Genomic DNA, 14670 nt, shown 5'->3' with positions numbered 1-14670 from the left:
CCCGGCCGGCAGCGAAACGCGACGCCGATGCCGGGCGCCCACCCCCTCCCAGCCTGAAGAGGCTGGGCCCCTCCCCCTCCCGCAAGCGGTAGGGGGGAAGATTTTTCCTAAGGACAGCTCATGAACGAGATGACCCCCTTCGCCAATCCGGTCGCCAAGGCCGAGACGTTCGACCAGATCCAGATCGGCATCGCATCGCCCGACAAGATCCGCAGCTGGTCGTTCGGCGAGATCAAGAAGCCCGAGACCATCAACTATCGCACGTTCAAGCCCGAGCGTGACGGCCTGTTCTGCGCGCGCATCTTCGGTCCGATCAAGGATTACGAGTGCCTGTGCGGCAAGTACAAGCGCATGAAGTACAAGGGCATCGTCTGCGAGAAGTGCGGCGTCGAGGTCACCGTCTCGAAGGTCCGCCGCGAGCGGATGGGCCATATCGAGCTCGCCGCCCCGGTCGCGCACATCTGGTTCCTGAAGTCGCTGCCGTCGCGCATCGGCCTGCTGCTCGACATGCAGCTCAAGCAGCTCGAGCGCGTGCTGTACTTCGAGGCGTACATCGTCATCGAGCCGGGCCTGACCCCGCTCGAGAAGTACCAGCTGATGACCGAGGACGAGCTCCTCGACGCGCAGGACCAGTATGGCGAGGACGCGTTCTCGGCCGGCATCGGTGCCGAGGCGGTCCGCATCATGCTGGAGTCGCTCGACCTCGAAGGTGAGCGTACCACGCTGCTCGAAGAGCTCGCGGTCACCAAGTCGGAGCTGAAGCCCAAGAAGATCATCAAGCGCCTGAAGGTCGTCGAGAGCTTCATCGATTCGGGCAACCGCCCCGAATGGATGATCCTCGAGGTCGTTCCGGTCATCCCGCCCGAGCTGCGCCCGCTGGTGCCGCTGGACGGCGGTCGTTTCGCGACGTCGGATCTGAACGATCTGTATCGCCGCGTGATCAACCGCAACAACCGCCTGAAGCGCCTGATGGAGCTCCGCGCGCCGGACATCATCGTCCGCAACGAGAAGCGCATGCTGCAGGAGGCCGTCGACGCATTGTTCGACAATGGTCGCCGCGGTCGCACGATCACGGGCGCCAACAAGCGTCCGCTCAAGTCGCTGTCCGACATGCTCAAGGGCAAGCAGGGCCGCTTCCGCCAGAATCTTCTGGGCAAGCGCGTCGATTACTCGGGTCGTTCGGTCATCGTGACCGGGCCTGAGCTGAAACTGCACCAGTGCGGCCTGCCGAAGAAGATGGCGCTCGAGCTGTTCAAGCCGTTCATCTACGCACGCCTCGACGCCAAGGGCCTCAGCATGACGCTGAAGCAGGCGAAGAAGTGGGTCGAGAAGGAGCGCAAGGAAGTCTGGGACATCCTGGACGAGGTGATCCGCGAGCATCCGGTCATGCTGAACCGTGCGCCGACGCTTCACCGTCTGGGCATCCAGGCGTTCGAGCCGGTGCTGATCGAGGGCAAGGCGATCCAGCTTCACCCGCTGGTCTGCTCCGCGTTCAACGCCGATTTCGATGGCGATCAGATGGCCGTCCACGTCCCGCTGTCGCTCGAAGCGCAGCTGGAAGCGCGCGTCCTGATGATGTCGACGAACAACATCCTGTCGCCCGCCAACGGCAAGCCGATCATCGTTCCCTCGCAGGACATGGTTCTCGGTCTCTATTATCTGTCGATGATGAAGGAGAACGAGCCGGGCCAGGGCATGCTGCTCGGTGACATGGCCGAAGTGCATCAGGCGCTGAACGCCCAGGCCGTGACGCTGCACAGCAAGATCATCAGCCGCGTTCCGCAGACCGATGAGAACGGCAAGCAGTATCTCAAGCGCTACGAGACGACGCCGGGCCGCATGCTGCTCGGCGAGTGCCTGCCGCACAGCCACAAGGTGCCGTTCGACACCGTCAACCGCCTGCTCACCAAGAAGGACGTGGGCGACGTGATCGACGAGGTCTATCGTCACACCGGCCAGAAGGAGACCGTGCTGTTCGCCGATGCGATCATGACGCTCGGCTTCCGCCACGCCTTCCGCGCCGGCATCTCGTTCGGCAAGGACGACATGATCATTCCGGACGCGAAGGTCGGTCTGGTCGATGATACCAAGGCGCTCGTGAAGGACTTCGAGCAGCAATATCAGGACGGTCTGATCACGCAGCAGGAGAAGTACAACAAGGTGATCGACGCCTGGAGCCGTTGCGGCGACCAGGTCGCGAACGCCATGATGGACGAGATCCGTGCGGTGAAGGTCGATACGGAGACCGGCCGTGAAAAGCCGATCAACTCGATCTACATGATGGCCCACTCGGGTGCTCGTGGTTCGCAGGCGCAGATCAAGCAGCTTGCCGGTATGCGTGGCCTGATGGCCAAGCCGTCGGGCGAGATCATCGAGACGCCGATCATCTCGAACTTCAAGGAAGGCCTGACCGTCCTTGAGTACTTCAACTCGACCCACGGCGCTCGTAAGGGCCTCGCGGATACGGCGTTGAAGACGGCGAACTCGGGGTACCTCACGCGTCGTCTGGTCGACGTGTCGCAGGATTGCGTCATCATCGAACCTGATTGCGGCACGACGCGCGCACTCGAAATGAAGGCAATCCTTCAGGGTGGTTCGACGATCGCAAGCCTCGGCGAGCGCATCCTCGGTCGTACGACCGCGGAGGACATCACCGATCCGAAGACCGGCAAGGTCATCATCCCGTCGGGCACGCTGCTCGACGAGCCGATGATCACGACGATCGAAGGCCTCGGCACGCAGTCGTGCAAGATCCGCAGCCCGCTGGTCTGCGAGTCCAAGATCGGCGTCTGCGGCAAGTGCTACGGGCGTGATCTCGCCCGCGGTACGCCGGTGAACATCGGTGAAGCTGTCGGCGTCATCGCCGCGCAGTCGATCGGTGAGCCGGGCACGCAGCTGACGATGCGTACGTTCCACATCGGTGGTGCAGCGCAGCTCAACGAAACGTCGAACCTCGAGGCGCATGCCGACGGTACGGTGCAGTTCCGCGATCTGCGTATCATCGTCGACCAGCGTGGCCGTCGCGTGGTGCTCAGCCGCTCGGGTGAAATCGCGATCGTCGACATGGACGGCCGCGAGCTCTCGGTCGATCGTATCCCCTACGGTGCGTATGTGCTGTTCGACGATGGCCACATCGTGTCGCGTGGCGACCGGATGGCCGAGTGGGATCCGTTCACCATGCCGGTGATCACGGAGAACCCGGGCACGATCAAGTATGTCGACCTGATCGAGGGCAAGACACTCACCGAGCAGACCGACGAAGCCACGGGTATCGCCCAGCGCGTCGTGATCGAATATCGTGCGGCGACCAAGTCGAAGGAGGATCTGCGTCCGCGCATGACCCTGCTCGACGAGACGTCGGGCGAGACCGGCCGCTACATGCTGGCGATCGGTGCGACCTTGTCGGTCGAGGATGGCGCACAGGTGTTCGGCGGCGACGTCGTGGCCCGCGTCAGCCGCGAGAGCGCCAAGACGCGCGACATCACCGGTGGTCTGCCGCGCGTTGCCGAGCTGTTCGAGGCGCGTATCCCCAAGGACTCGGCGATCATCGCCAAGATCTCGGGCCGCGTCGTGTTCGGCAAGGATTACAAGGCGAAGCGCAAGATCGGCATCCAGCCCGAGGATGGCGGCGACGTCGTCGAGTATCTGGTGCCGAAGTCGAAGGTCATCGACGTGCAGGAAGGCGATTACGTCAAGCGCGGCGACAACCTGATCGGCGGCTCGCCCGATCCGCACGACATCCTCGAGACGATGGGTATCGAGCCCCTCGCCGAGTATCTCGTGTCGGAAATCCAGGAGGTCTATCGTCTCCAGGGCGTGAAGATCAACGACAAGCACATCGAGACGATCGTTCGTCAGATGCTGCAGAAGGTCGAGATCACCGACGGCGGCGACACCACGCTGCTGAAGGGCGAGCAGGTCGATCGCGAGGAGATGGACGCGACGAACGAGAAGCTCGACAAGAAGCAGACCCGTGCACAGGGCAAGCCCATCCTGCTCGGTATCACCAAGGCGTCGCTGCAGACCCGCAGCTTCATCTCGGCGGCATCGTTCCAGGAGACCACCCGCGTTCTCACCGAGGCCGCGGTTCAGGGTAAGCAGGACATGCTGATGGGTCTGAAGGAGAACGTGATCGTCGGCCGGCTCATCCCGGCAGGCACCGGCGCAGGTCTCAACCGCCTGCGGGTCGTGGCGAACAGCCGCGACGCCTCGATGCGCGTCGCCCAGCGCAAGATGGCCGAAGCCTCGATCATCGCGCCGAAGTCGGCGAAGGAAGAGCATGACGCCGAACTCGCCCGCTCACCGCGCGATTCCGGCGGCACGGGGGACGACGCGCTTGGCGAAGTCGTGACCTCGGGCACCGGCACCGATGCGGATGCCGGCGAGTATCTGAACAAGCCCGAGTAATCGGGCCCATCAGACGCGAATAAAAAGGCCGCCGTCCGAATATCCGGGCGGCGGCCTTTGTCGTTTCAGGTTACTGGCGGGGCGGACGGGTCGAACCGCGCGCCCTGGCGGGTCAGCCGGTGTCGTCACCCATGGTTCGCGGGATCGTCCGGAGCTGCTGGCCGGTGACCCGCAGCTCGTTGAATGCGGGCGGACTGCCGCGCGTCCGCTTTGACAGGGTGCCGGCACCGATCATGCGGATCTCCCGGCCGCTGCGTTGGACGGGAATGTCGAAGGGGTCGTGGACATGACCTGACAGCACGGCATGCGCTCCTGCATCGGCCAGTGCGGTCAATGCGCTGTCGCCATGGCGGGTCTTTGCTGTCCCGGTCGTGCCGCCTTCGATCAGCGGATGATGCGCCGCGACGAAGACCAGGTGATCCTTCGGTACATCCTCGATCATCGCCAGCGCGCGCGTCAGCGACCCCGGGCTGACCCTCCCCTTCGACCAGTTCCAGCGCCACTGCGCGCGGGCCGTCGTCTTGAGCGGGACGATCGTGATCCCGGGCAGTTCCAGGGGTTTCTCGATCATCGACTCGACCGCGGCATAACGCTGATAGGGCGAGAAGAACCGGCGGAACGGGTCCCAGTAATAGGGGATGTCGTGATTGCCGACCTCGAGCGTGACGGGCACGCCGAGGCTGCGCAGCCAGTCGCCGCCACGCTGGAACTCCTCCTTCGTGGCACGCATCGTCAGATCGCCGGTCATGATCACCGCGTCGGGCCGCTCCGCCTCGACACAGGCGGAGAACCAGGCGAGCGCTGCCGGATCCTCCGCCCCGAAATGAACGTCGCTGACGTGAAACAGCGTGTGCGAACGTCCTGAAACATCTGCCATGTCAGGCAAGTTCGGCCAGCGTCTTGGGCTGGTGCATCGGACACCCGTTGAACGTCCCGCGGAATCCCGCCGAGAGCTCATAGGTTTCCTTGCGGACGCGATTGACGCCGCCCAGCGGCTGATGGTCGACCACGCCGTGCCACACGCTGTAGGACAGCGCATCATCGGTATGATCGGTCACGCCGTGCTCCCAGGAGATTTGCGGCGCCACCTCGAGCGTGGCGACCGTGACGAACGGGCTCGCCTGCTGATCCCATTCCACCGTCGCATCTTCTATCGGCATCGCGTCGAGGTCGGTGTTCAACTGGACGCGCAATTCCCAGACACCGCCATGCTCGATCAGCTCCTCGCGCACGACCTCCCGCAGCGCATCGGGGCGTGCGGTGATGTCGACCGTGTCGCCGGTCAGGCGCGTCAGCGCGGGCGAGACCGGGAACAGCGCGACCTTGGCAATATAGTCGCCGTAGCGCAGCGGCGTCTGCGAGAAATAGGTCTCGCCCAACGGGTGTACGGGCTTCGCGCCGCCGAGGGTCTTGAGCGTCGCGGACTCCGCCCCGACCGCTTCCAGTGCGGATTCGACGACGCGGAAGGTCGCCGACATCGCCTTCTTCACACCGTCGAACCGGTCGGTCGTCTTGGCGAGCAGCTTGAGGTTCTTCGAAAAGGCCTTGGGATCGGGGGCTGCGAAGACCGGCGCGTTGACCATGATGAAGTCCTGCGTCGTCTCGCCTTCAGAGCCCGGCAGGCGATCGCCCTGCACGTCGAGGATCTTCAGCGCGACACCGCGCGGCAGGCTGACACTGTCATCGAGAATGTCGCCCGCGTTCGTTGATATGCGCAGCACCGCCTCATGACGCCCCGGCTGTGCGAAAATGCCCTGCGCGAGTGTTTCGGGCAGGCCGTCAGCGATCGTGAGTGTGCCGCGCGCGATGCCATGTGCCTTGGCATGGACCGCGCGCACGGCATGCGCATAGTCCTGCGACGTGGTCTCTAGAATCTCGCGAAAGCTGTCCTTGAGCGACGCCAGCGTCTCGGCCTCGTCGTCGGCGATGGTTTCGACCGAGGGGGCGAATCGTACGGGCTGGGTGGACATGCGGATCTCCTGTCGTTTCCGATCCAAACCCGCCGAACTCCGCGACGTTCCCGCTGCACGGGCGATCGGTACGATCCCGCACGCTGTTGCAAAGCACCGCGCCCCGGTCCACGCGGTCGGCGCCCATCGAAGGAGAAACCGATGCAGATTCCCGTCGTCACCGCCCCCACGATCGCGATCGTCGGATCCGCGGCACGGTTTCCGGTCCGCAGGATCTTCTGCGTCGGGCAGAACTACGCCGACCACGCGCGCGAGATGGGGTCGGATCCCGATCGGCAGCAGCCCTTCTTCTTCACCAAGCCGGCCGATGCCGTCGTGCCCGGTGGCGGCACCCTGCCCTATCCGAGCATGACGCAGGATCTGCATCACGAGGTCGAACTGGTCGTCGCGCTGGGCGCAGGCGGACGGGACATCGATGCGACGGAGGCGACGGCGAAGATCTTCGGTCATGCGGTGGGGATCGACCTGACGCGGCGCGACCTGCAGGCGGCGGCCAAGGCGGCCGGGCGGCCATGGGACATGGCCAAGGGGTTCGACCGGTCCGCCCCGATCGGCGCGCTCACGCCCGGCGCGCCGCCCGAAACGGGTGCGGTTGGGCTGACGATCGACGGCGAACCCCGTCAGTCGGGCGACCTGTCGATGATGATCTGGTCGGTTGCCGAAGTGATCGCCGCGCTGTCGCGTCAGGTCGAACTCGCACCCGGCGATCTGATCTTCACCGGCACCCCCGCGGGCGTCGGGCCGATCCTGCCCGGGGCACAGGTCCGCGCGACGATCACCGATCTCGAGCCGCTCGAGATCCTGTTCGACGCCTGATCGCCCCCTGATCGACGTGGCGGGGGCGATGTTTTTGTATAAATATAGTCGTCCCCGACCTTAGTCGGCTTTCCTTTGTCGCCGCCCGCCCGCATGCATCCCCTTCATAAAAAGGGGATGATGATGGCGGATGGATCAACCGGCGGGCTGCTCGACCGGGCACGGACGGTAGCAGGGCCGGGCTTTGATCGCTGGCTGGTGCCGCCCTGCGCGCTCGCCATCCATCTGTGCATCGGCATGGCCTATGGCTTCAGCGTGTTCTGGCTGCCGCTGTCGCGCGCGATCGGGATCACCGATCCGGTGGTCTGCGAAAGCATGACGCTGGCCCAGGCGCTGACGACCACGACCTGCGACTGGCGGGTCAGCGACCTCGTCTGGACCTACACGCTCTTCTTCGTTGTGCTCGGCGCCGCGGCCGCGATCTGGGGCGGCTGGCTCGAACGCGCCGGTCCGCGCAAGGCCGGCGTCGTCGCCGCCTTCTGCTGGTGCGGCGGGATGGGGATCGGCGCGATCGGCGTGTCGATGCACCAGCTGTGGCTTATCTGGCTCGGTTCGGGCGTGATCGGCGGCATCGGTCTGGGTCTCGGCTATATCTCGCCCGTCTCGACGCTCATCAAATGGTTTCCCGACCGGCGCGGCATGGCGACGGGCATGGCGATCATGGGCTTTGGCGGCGGCGCGATGATCGGCAGCCCGCTCGCCAACTCTTTGATGAAGCACTTCTCCGGCCCCACCGGCGTCGGCGTCTGGCAGACGTTCCTCGTCCTTGCGGTCATCTATTTCGTGTTCATGATGGCTGGCGCACTCGGCTACCGCGTCCCCGCCGAGGGCTGGAAGCCCGCCGGCTGGACCCCGCCGACCGATGCCAAGGCAACGATCAGCCGGTTCAACGTCGATCTGAAGGATGCGCACAAGACGCCGCAATTCTGGCTCATCTGGATCGTCCTGCTGCTCAACGTGTCCGCGTCGATCGGCATCATCGGTGTCGCCTCGCCGATGCTCCAGGAGATTTTCGGCGGTCGCCTGATCGACGCGCCGGGCGTGCTCTTCACCGCATTCAGCGACAGTCAGAAGGTCGCCGCGGCGGCGGTCGGCGCCGGGTTCGTCGGCGCGATCAGCCTGTTCAACATCGGTGGCCGCTTCTTCTGGGCGTGGTTCTCCGATCGTCTGGGTCGCAAGCCGCTCTACGCGGTGATCCTGGCGATCAGCGCTGTGCTCTACGGTATCGCCGCCCCGGCACTCGCCGGCAGCAGCCTCGGTCTCTTCATCCTCGTCTTCTGCATCCTCGCCTCGACCTATGGCGGCGGCTTCGCGACCGTGCCCGCCTATCTGGCGGACATATTCGGGACGAAGTTCGTCGGTGCGATCCACGGCCGGCTGCTGACCGCCTGGTCGACCGCGGGCGTTGTCGGGCCGCTGCTCGTCGCCAACATGCGCGACGGCCGGATCGCCGCAGGGATCCCGCGCGATCAGGTCTATCAGCCGATCTTCCTGATGCTCGCGGCGATGCTCGTGGTCGGCTTCGTCGCCAACCTGTTCGTCAAGCCGGTGGCAAGTCGCTTCCACATGCCGGTTACCGAGGGCGTGGCCTCGACGACTGCCGTCGACGCCACGACGGCCACCACCAGCGCACAGCATGGCGGTGGATCGCGGTCGACCGTCATCCTCGCCTGGCTGGCGGTCGGCGTGCCGATCCTCTGGGGGATCTACATGACGCTGTCGAAGGCGGTCATCCTGATCAAGTGACCGAACGCGACACCGCGGTCGCATCGCCGGACAGGCGATCGCGACCCGGTGGTCGGCGTGAAAAGGGATTTGCGTTGGCACCGACGGTGTCGGCGTGGAGCGGGTGAAGGGAATCGAACCCTCGTCACTTGCTTGGGAAGCAAAAGCTCTACCATTGAGCTACACCCGCATATCGACCGTGCGTCCGCGCGGCGGATAAGCGCCGGCGGTCGCGATGCGATGGCGAGCGTCTATCGGCTCGGCGTTAGCGACGCAAGATGCTTCTCGACGCGGAATGGCGCGCTGTGTCGAGGGACGCGGGGCACGACGTAACGAAACTGTCACCCCCGTGTCACCACGCTGCCATTGGTCTGCAATAGGCACCCCGGCAAGCCAGCCCATAGCTGGACCAATCGGGGGACCATCATGATCATCGGCCTGTCACACCGCGCACGCGGCCCTGCTGTCTTGCGCGCGCTTCTTATCGGCAGCGCGATGATCCCGCTCGCGATCGGGATCGCCCGCGCCGAACCGGTCGATGGCCCTGCCGCAGCCGCAGCCCCCGCCCCGCGTGGCAATGCCAGCATCACCGGGACGATCTCGCAGGCGGGCAGTGGCGATTATCTCGACGGCGCGTCGGTCTCGATCCCCGCTCTGGGGCTGGCGACCGCGGCGGATCGCGCGGGCCGGTTCACGCTGGCCGGGATCCCCGCCGGGACGCATGACGTCGTCGTCCGCTATGTCGGCTTTCCCGATGCCCGGCGCAGCGTCACGGTCACCGACGCGGCGGTCGTGCTCGATGTCGCGATGACGATCGAGACCAGTGCCGACGGCGACGAGATCGTCGTTTCGGGATCGCGCCCCATCGCCGAGTCCGAAGCGGCAGCGCTGCAGATCCAGCGGACCAGCCCCTCGCTGGTCTCGGTAATCGCGTCGGATTCGATCGGGCGTCTGCCCGACCAGAATATCGCGCAGGCGGTCAGCCGCCTGCCCGGCGTCGGCGTCCAGCGCGACCAGGGCCAGGCCCGCTACATCACGCTGCGTGGCAGCCCGATCAACTGGACGACGCTGTCGTTCGACGGGATCAACGTGGTCAGCCCGGAAGGTCGCGACGCGCGGTTCGATTCGATCCCCTCGGCGATCGCGTCGCAGATCATCGTACGGAAAGCGGTGACCCCCGACATGACCGGCGAGACGATCGCGGGCAATGTCGACATCATCACCCGCTCGGCGTTCGACTATCCGGGGCTCAAGGTTCAGGCCAAGGGCGGCCTCGGCCATGTCGAGCTCGGCAAGAAGACCGAATATGAAGGCTCGCTCGTCGTGTCCGACCGGTTCGACACGGAGATCGGCGAATTCGGCATCGTCTCGTCCGCCAGCCTCTATCGCCGCGGCATGGTCACCGACAATTTCGAGACCGACTTCGAAGCGGTCGACCGCGACCTGCGCCCCGGTTACGAGACCCGCAACTGGGCGCGCGAGACCGAGAACAAGCTCTACCGGCTGACGCGCAAGAACTATTCGCTGTCGAGCCGTCTCGACTGGCGCCCCGCCCCTGGCCACAAGCTGTTCGCCGAGACGATCTACTCCGCGTTCGAAGATGACGAGCAGCGCAACAATTACATCTTCGATCTGGACGACCAGCAGTCGCGCACCCCGAACGGCACCGCCGCCTGCGCGGTCAATGCGCGACCCGCCTCGGGCACCACGGGCTATGCGGATGTCTGCACCGGCAACACGCCCCTGCTCGGCACGGTGTACGGGATCGATCTCAATTCGAACTTCACGGTGCGCAAGTACAAGCAGTCGGTGTTCACCAACACGCTGGGCGGCGATCACGAACTCGGCGACTGGAAGGTCGCGTGGCGCGGCAACTACACCCGCTCGATCGACGACCGGTCGCAGCCTGCACAGCTCAACTATGACAGCCCCTCGTTCGGCACCAATGGCGCGAATGCCGCCAACCGCCTGACCGTCGGCTATGACCTGACCGATCCGCAGCTCGCCAAGGTGCAGCTGTACCGGACGATCCGCAACGCCGATGGCAGCTTTTCGCGCGGCGACCGGGTCACGGCGATCGAGGATTTCCCGCGCACCCTGTCGCGCCTGCGCTCGCTGAAGGCGCAGGACGTGACCGAGGCCTATACCGCCAAGCTCGACATCAGCCGCGAGGCTTCGGTGTTCGGCGCCTCGACGATCCTCGCCGCCGGCGTGCGCTATGACGACCGCACCAAGACGTCGAATGAATATCTCCTCGACCTGTCGACGCCCGCGCAGTTCGCCGCGGCGGGTATCGCGACGAACTATTCGGCGATCGCCAAGCCCGGCGGGTTCCAGGGCGAGATCCCGCTCGGCTACACCTTCCAGTATTTTGACCGCGACAAGGTTCTCGGACTGGTCGATCAGGCCAAGGCGGTCGGCAGCTATGTCCGCAGCGACGCCAATTTCTACGACGTCGGCGAGAAGGTCTATTCGGCCTATGCGATGGCGACCGCGACGACCGGTTGGGGCAGCATCATCGGCGGCGCCCGCGTCGAGCATATCCGCAACGACGCACGCGCCTTCTCGATCGGCACGGTCGGCACCGGCGCCGCGGCGACCACGGTCACCACCCCGATCGACGTGAAGTCGAGCCAGACGCTGGTCTATCCGAGCCTCCACCTCAACTGGGACGTCGATGACCGGATGAAGGCACGGCTGTCGTTCAACACCGGCGCCGCGCGTCCCGATTATGATCAGCTGCGCCCCAATCTCAGCTATAACGACGCGAACGCCACCATCTCCGGCGGCAATCCCGATGCGAAGCCCGAAAAGGCGAAGGGCGTCGATCTCTACGTCGAATATTACACGATGCCGCGCGGCTTCCTGTCGATCGGTGCCTATTACAAGGACGTCACCGACGTCCTGTTCGATTCGACGCAGACGTTCGGGCGGACGACGCTGAACACCGGCGGCGTCGATCGCTCGGGCTATCTCTATTCGACGATCGTCAACGGCGGCAGCGGCTATATCATGGGCATCGAGGGTGCGATCCAGCAGCAGCTCGAGCCCTTCACCGCCGATCTCGGGCTGCCCGAATGGATGGGTGGCTTCGGCGTCCAGCTCAACGCGACGATCAACAAGAGCCGCGCCGAGACGCCGGGGACCGCTGCCCTGCCCTCGCGCAAGGTGCCGCTGCCCGGCGCGTCGGACGCGATCTACAATCTGATCGCATATTACGAGAAATACGGTTTTTCGGCGCGGGTATCCTACCAGAACCGGTCGGCATGGCTCGATGCGATCGGCGGCACCGACACGATCGGCGGCGTCGTCCGCGGGATCGACGGCGGCGATTTCTACTGGGCGAAGGACAATGAGCTCGACGCCAGCGTGCGCTACGCGATCAACAACAATGTCGAAATCTATGGCGATTTCGCCAACCTCCTGAACGGCCCGGGCCGCCGCTATGCCGGCTCGTCTGCCTATACGATCGAGCATGAAACGTTCGGGCGGCGCTATACCGGCGGCGTGCGGGTGACCTTCTGATGCGCGGACTGCCGCTCCTCGCGCTGATCCTCGCCGGGTGCGCGACCACGAGCGTGCCCCAGACGGCCACCGCGCCGCTGGTCGCGGCGACCGCGGAAACCGATCCGGTCGATACCGCGGCGGATGCGGCGGACGATCCCGCGATCTGGCGCAACCCCGCGGATTCGGCGAAGAGCCTGGTCATCGGGACGGACAAGAAGGCGGGCATCCACGTCTACAGCCTGGCAGGCAAGCGGCTGAGCTTCACGCCCGCCGACCGGCTGAACAATGTCGACCTGCGCACCGTTGGCACGCGCGTGATCGCGGCGGCGAGCGACCGCGCCGATGTCGACACCGCGCATGTGTCGCTGTTCACGCTCGACACCGCGGCGGCGAGGCTCGTGCCGCTCGGCCGCTTCCCGGTCGGCCCGGGCGAGGCTTATGGCATGTGCCTGTGGACGCGCGCGCGCGATCACGCGCTGTTCGGCTTCGTCGTGCTGAAGGACGGGCGGATCGATCAGCTCGCGATCGACGTCTCGGGCACGGTCCCCAAGGTCACGACAGTCCGCTCGATGAAGCTCGCGAGCCAGGCCGAGGGCTGCGTCGTCGACGACCGGACCGGGCTGCTCTACGTCGCGGAAGAAGATGTCGGGCTCTGGCGGTTCGACGCGGATCCGGCGGCACCGGCGACCGCGACGTCGATCGCGCGGGTCGACGGCAAGACGCTCGTCGCCGATGCGGAAGGCCTCGCGCTCGCGCCCTCGGGCCGACGCGGCGGCTATCTGGTTGTCTCAAGCCAAGGCGACAACGCCTATACGCTCTACCGCCTGCCCGGCGTCACCTATGCGGGGCGGTTCCGGATCGGCGGCGGGGCGATCGACGGGACCAGCGATACCGACGGCATCGACCTGATGCTCGGCGATTTCGGCCCGGCCTATCCGGGCGGCCTGTTCGTCGCGCAGGACGGCGACAACGCCCCCGACACGCAGAACTTCAAGTTCGTCAGCTGGACCGCCGTGCGTCGCGCCCTGCGGCACTAGCCTGCGACAGCCGCAGGGAACGTCTGGGGCCATCCCGCGCTATAGGATCTGGCATCGATCGGCGTATCGAGAGGCCGCAGATCCGAGGACGATGATGACCCAGACCCGTACCGCGACGCTGCACCGGATGGTGCTGCCCGATCACACCTGCCCGTTCGGCGTCCGCGCCAAGCAGCTGCTTCAGGCCGAAGGCTATGACGTCGACGACCAGATTCTGCGCGACCGGGATGCGGTCGAGGCGTTCAAGACCGAGCACGGCATCGCGACAACCCCGCTGATCGTGATCGATGGCGAAACGATCGGTGGTTGCGACGATCTCGAACGCTATCTGGCGGAGCGCTGAGCGATGGCCCATCCTGATCACCATCCGGTCGCGTCGCCCGTTCCGGCGCATGCGCCACCGCCACCGCCAGTGCTGTCGCGGACCGCTGCCGCACTGATCGTCGTGTCGGTCCTCGGCGTCAGCGCCGCGATCGGTCGCCGCAATGCGCCCGACCCCTCCCACCCGCGGACCCGCCGCTGGTACAAGCGGCTCGACAAGCCCAGTTATACGCCGCCCGACGCCGTGTTCGGCGCGGTGTGGCCGGTGCTCGAGACCGGGCTCGCCGTCGGTGGATATCGTCTCCTCCGCCAGCCCGCCGGGCCACGTCGCACGAGTGCGGTCGGGTTGTGGCTGCTTAACACCTCGATGGTCGGCGGCTGGACCGAGCTCTTCTTTCGCAAGCGGGCGCTGCGATCCGGCGCGGTCGTCGCAGGCACGATGGTCGCAACCGGCGGCGCGTATGTTGCGGCGGCGGCGAAGGTCGATCGTCCCGCGGCGCTGCTGGGCGTGCCGTTCGTGGGCTGGCTCGGCTTTGCGACGTTGCTCGCCACGCGCATCAGCGCGCGCAATCCCGACTCCGACGCGGCGGACGCCCGGTGACCGATCTGGTCGTCTGGCATGATGGCAACTGCCCGCTATGCCGGCGCGAGATCGCGCTCATGCGGCGGCTCGACCGGCGCGGTACGATCACGTTCGTCGATGCCACCGATCCCGATGCGAGTTGCCCGATCGACCGCCGGGACCTACTCGCGCGGTTTCATGCCCGTGAGGACGGGACGATGCTGTCGGGCGCGGCGGCGTTCGCTGCGATGTGGCGCGCAATCCCGGTCCTGCGGCCGCTCGGCCTGCTCGCGCGCAATCGCACCGCGCTCCGCCTGCTCGAGCG

General features: G+C 65.9%; 10 protein-coding genes and 1 tRNA gene. 8 read left to right on the top strand and 3 right to left on the bottom strand.

Annotation, left to right across the window (positions count from 1 at the left end):
* The first annotated feature begins 120 nt into the window (after positions 1-120).
* Positions 121-4407: a DNA-directed RNA polymerase subunit beta' gene (gene rpoC, locus sphsw_RS17625; RefSeq protein ID WP_031393739.1), complete on the top strand. Its 4287-nt coding sequence runs from the start codon at positions 121-123 to the stop codon at positions 4405-4407.
* A gap of 112 nt (positions 4408-4519) precedes the next feature.
* Here the strand turns inward: rpoC and sphsw_RS17620 are convergent, their stop codons facing one another.
* Both sphsw_RS17620 and sphsw_RS17615 read right to left on the bottom strand, forming a co-directional pair.
* Entirely contained in the window at positions 4520-5284 is a 765-nt protein-coding gene (locus tag sphsw_RS17620) for a metallophosphoesterase family protein (protein ID WP_031441760.1), read from the bottom strand.
* Position 5285: 1 nt separating this feature from the next.
* Positions 5286-6377, bottom strand: coding sequence for a catalase family protein (locus sphsw_RS17615; protein WP_031441759.1), 1092 nt, complete (start codon positions 6375-6377; stop codon positions 5286-5288).
* A gap of 141 nt (positions 6378-6518) precedes the next feature.
* Here sphsw_RS17615 and sphsw_RS17610 point away from each other — a divergent pair, with 141 nt between their 5' ends.
* Positions 6519-7193: a fumarylacetoacetate hydrolase family protein gene (locus sphsw_RS17610; protein ID WP_031441758.1), complete on the top strand. Its 675-nt coding sequence runs from the start codon at positions 6519-6521 to the stop codon at positions 7191-7193.
* A 123-nt stretch (positions 7194-7316) separates the two neighbouring features.
* Positions 7317-8939 carry an OFA family MFS transporter gene (locus tag sphsw_RS17605; RefSeq protein WP_200874058.1) on the top strand — a complete coding sequence of 541 codons (1623 nt, stop codon included), beginning with the start codon at positions 7317-7319 and terminating at the stop codon, positions 8937-8939.
* Positions 8940-9034: 95 nt separating this feature from the next.
* Here the strand turns inward: sphsw_RS17605 and sphsw_RS17600 are convergent.
* A tRNA-Gly gene (locus sphsw_RS17600) sits at positions 9035-9108 on the bottom strand.
* 278 nt (positions 9109-9386) lie between these two features.
* On the opposite strand from sphsw_RS17600, the gene sphsw_RS17595 reads away from it, so the two are divergent.
* The 5 genes from sphsw_RS17595 to sphsw_RS17575 form a co-directional block, all read left to right on the top strand.
* Positions 9387-12443, top strand: a complete 3057-nt coding sequence (locus tag sphsw_RS17595) for a TonB-dependent receptor (RefSeq protein ID WP_160172663.1) — start codon at positions 9387-9389, stop codon at positions 12441-12443.
* The gene (locus sphsw_RS17590) at positions 12443-13462 is read left to right on the top strand and encodes a phytase (RefSeq protein ID WP_031441755.1); all 1020 of its coding nucleotides are present in this window, start codon (positions 12443-12445) and stop codon (positions 13460-13462) included. Before sphsw_RS17595 ends, sphsw_RS17590 begins: the two co-directional genes overlap by 1 nt.
* Before the next feature lie 94 nt (positions 13463-13556).
* Positions 13557-13805 (top strand): glutaredoxin domain-containing protein, encoded by a 249-nt coding sequence (locus sphsw_RS17585; protein WP_031441754.1) that lies wholly within the window; start codon positions 13557-13559, stop codon positions 13803-13805.
* Between the two features lie 3 nt (positions 13806-13808).
* Complete coding sequence (locus tag sphsw_RS17580) at positions 13809-14384, top strand: TspO/MBR family protein (protein WP_081874412.1); 576 nt, start codon at positions 13809-13811, stop codon at positions 14382-14384.
* On the top strand, positions 14381-14670 hold a 290-nt coding region (locus sphsw_RS17575), incomplete at its 3' end, for a thiol-disulfide oxidoreductase DCC family protein (protein ID WP_081874411.1). The genes sphsw_RS17580 and sphsw_RS17575, both read left to right, overlap by 4 nt.

Origin of the sequence: Sphingomonas sp. FUKUSWIS1 (assembly GCF_000733135.1) — a bacterium.
In the GTDB taxonomy this organism is placed as follows: domain Bacteria; phylum Pseudomonadota; class Alphaproteobacteria; order Sphingomonadales; family Sphingomonadaceae; genus Sphingomonas; species Sphingomonas aerolata.
This window is presented reverse-complemented; position numbering and strand designations above follow the sequence as displayed.

Bases quoted from the DNA above. Each gene is read 5' to 3' on its own strand.
- rpoC (WP_031393739.1), top strand. From the start codon at position 121: ATGAACGAGATGACCCCCTTCGCCAATCCGGTCGCCAAGGCCGAGACG.
- sphsw_RS17620 (WP_031441760.1), bottom strand. From the start codon at position 5,284: ATGGCAGATGTTTCAGGACGTTCGCACACGCTGTTTCACGTCAGCGAC.
- sphsw_RS17615 (WP_031441759.1), bottom strand. From the start codon at position 6,377: ATGTCCACCCAGCCCGTACGATTCGCCCCCTCGGTCGAAACCATCGCC.
- sphsw_RS17610 (WP_031441758.1), top strand. From the start codon at position 6,519: ATGCAGATTCCCGTCGTCACCGCCCCCACGATCGCGATCGTCGGATCC.
- sphsw_RS17605 (WP_200874058.1), top strand. From the start codon at position 7,317: ATGGCGGATGGATCAACCGGCGGGCTGCTCGACCGGGCACGGACGGTA.
- sphsw_RS17590 (WP_031441755.1), top strand. From the start codon at position 12,443: ATGCGCGGACTGCCGCTCCTCGCGCTGATCCTCGCCGGGTGCGCGACC.
- sphsw_RS17585 (WP_031441754.1), top strand. From the start codon at position 13,557: ATGACCCAGACCCGTACCGCGACGCTGCACCGGATGGTGCTGCCCGAT.
- sphsw_RS17580 (WP_081874412.1), top strand. From the start codon at position 13,809: ATGGCCCATCCTGATCACCATCCGGTCGCGTCGCCCGTTCCGGCGCAT.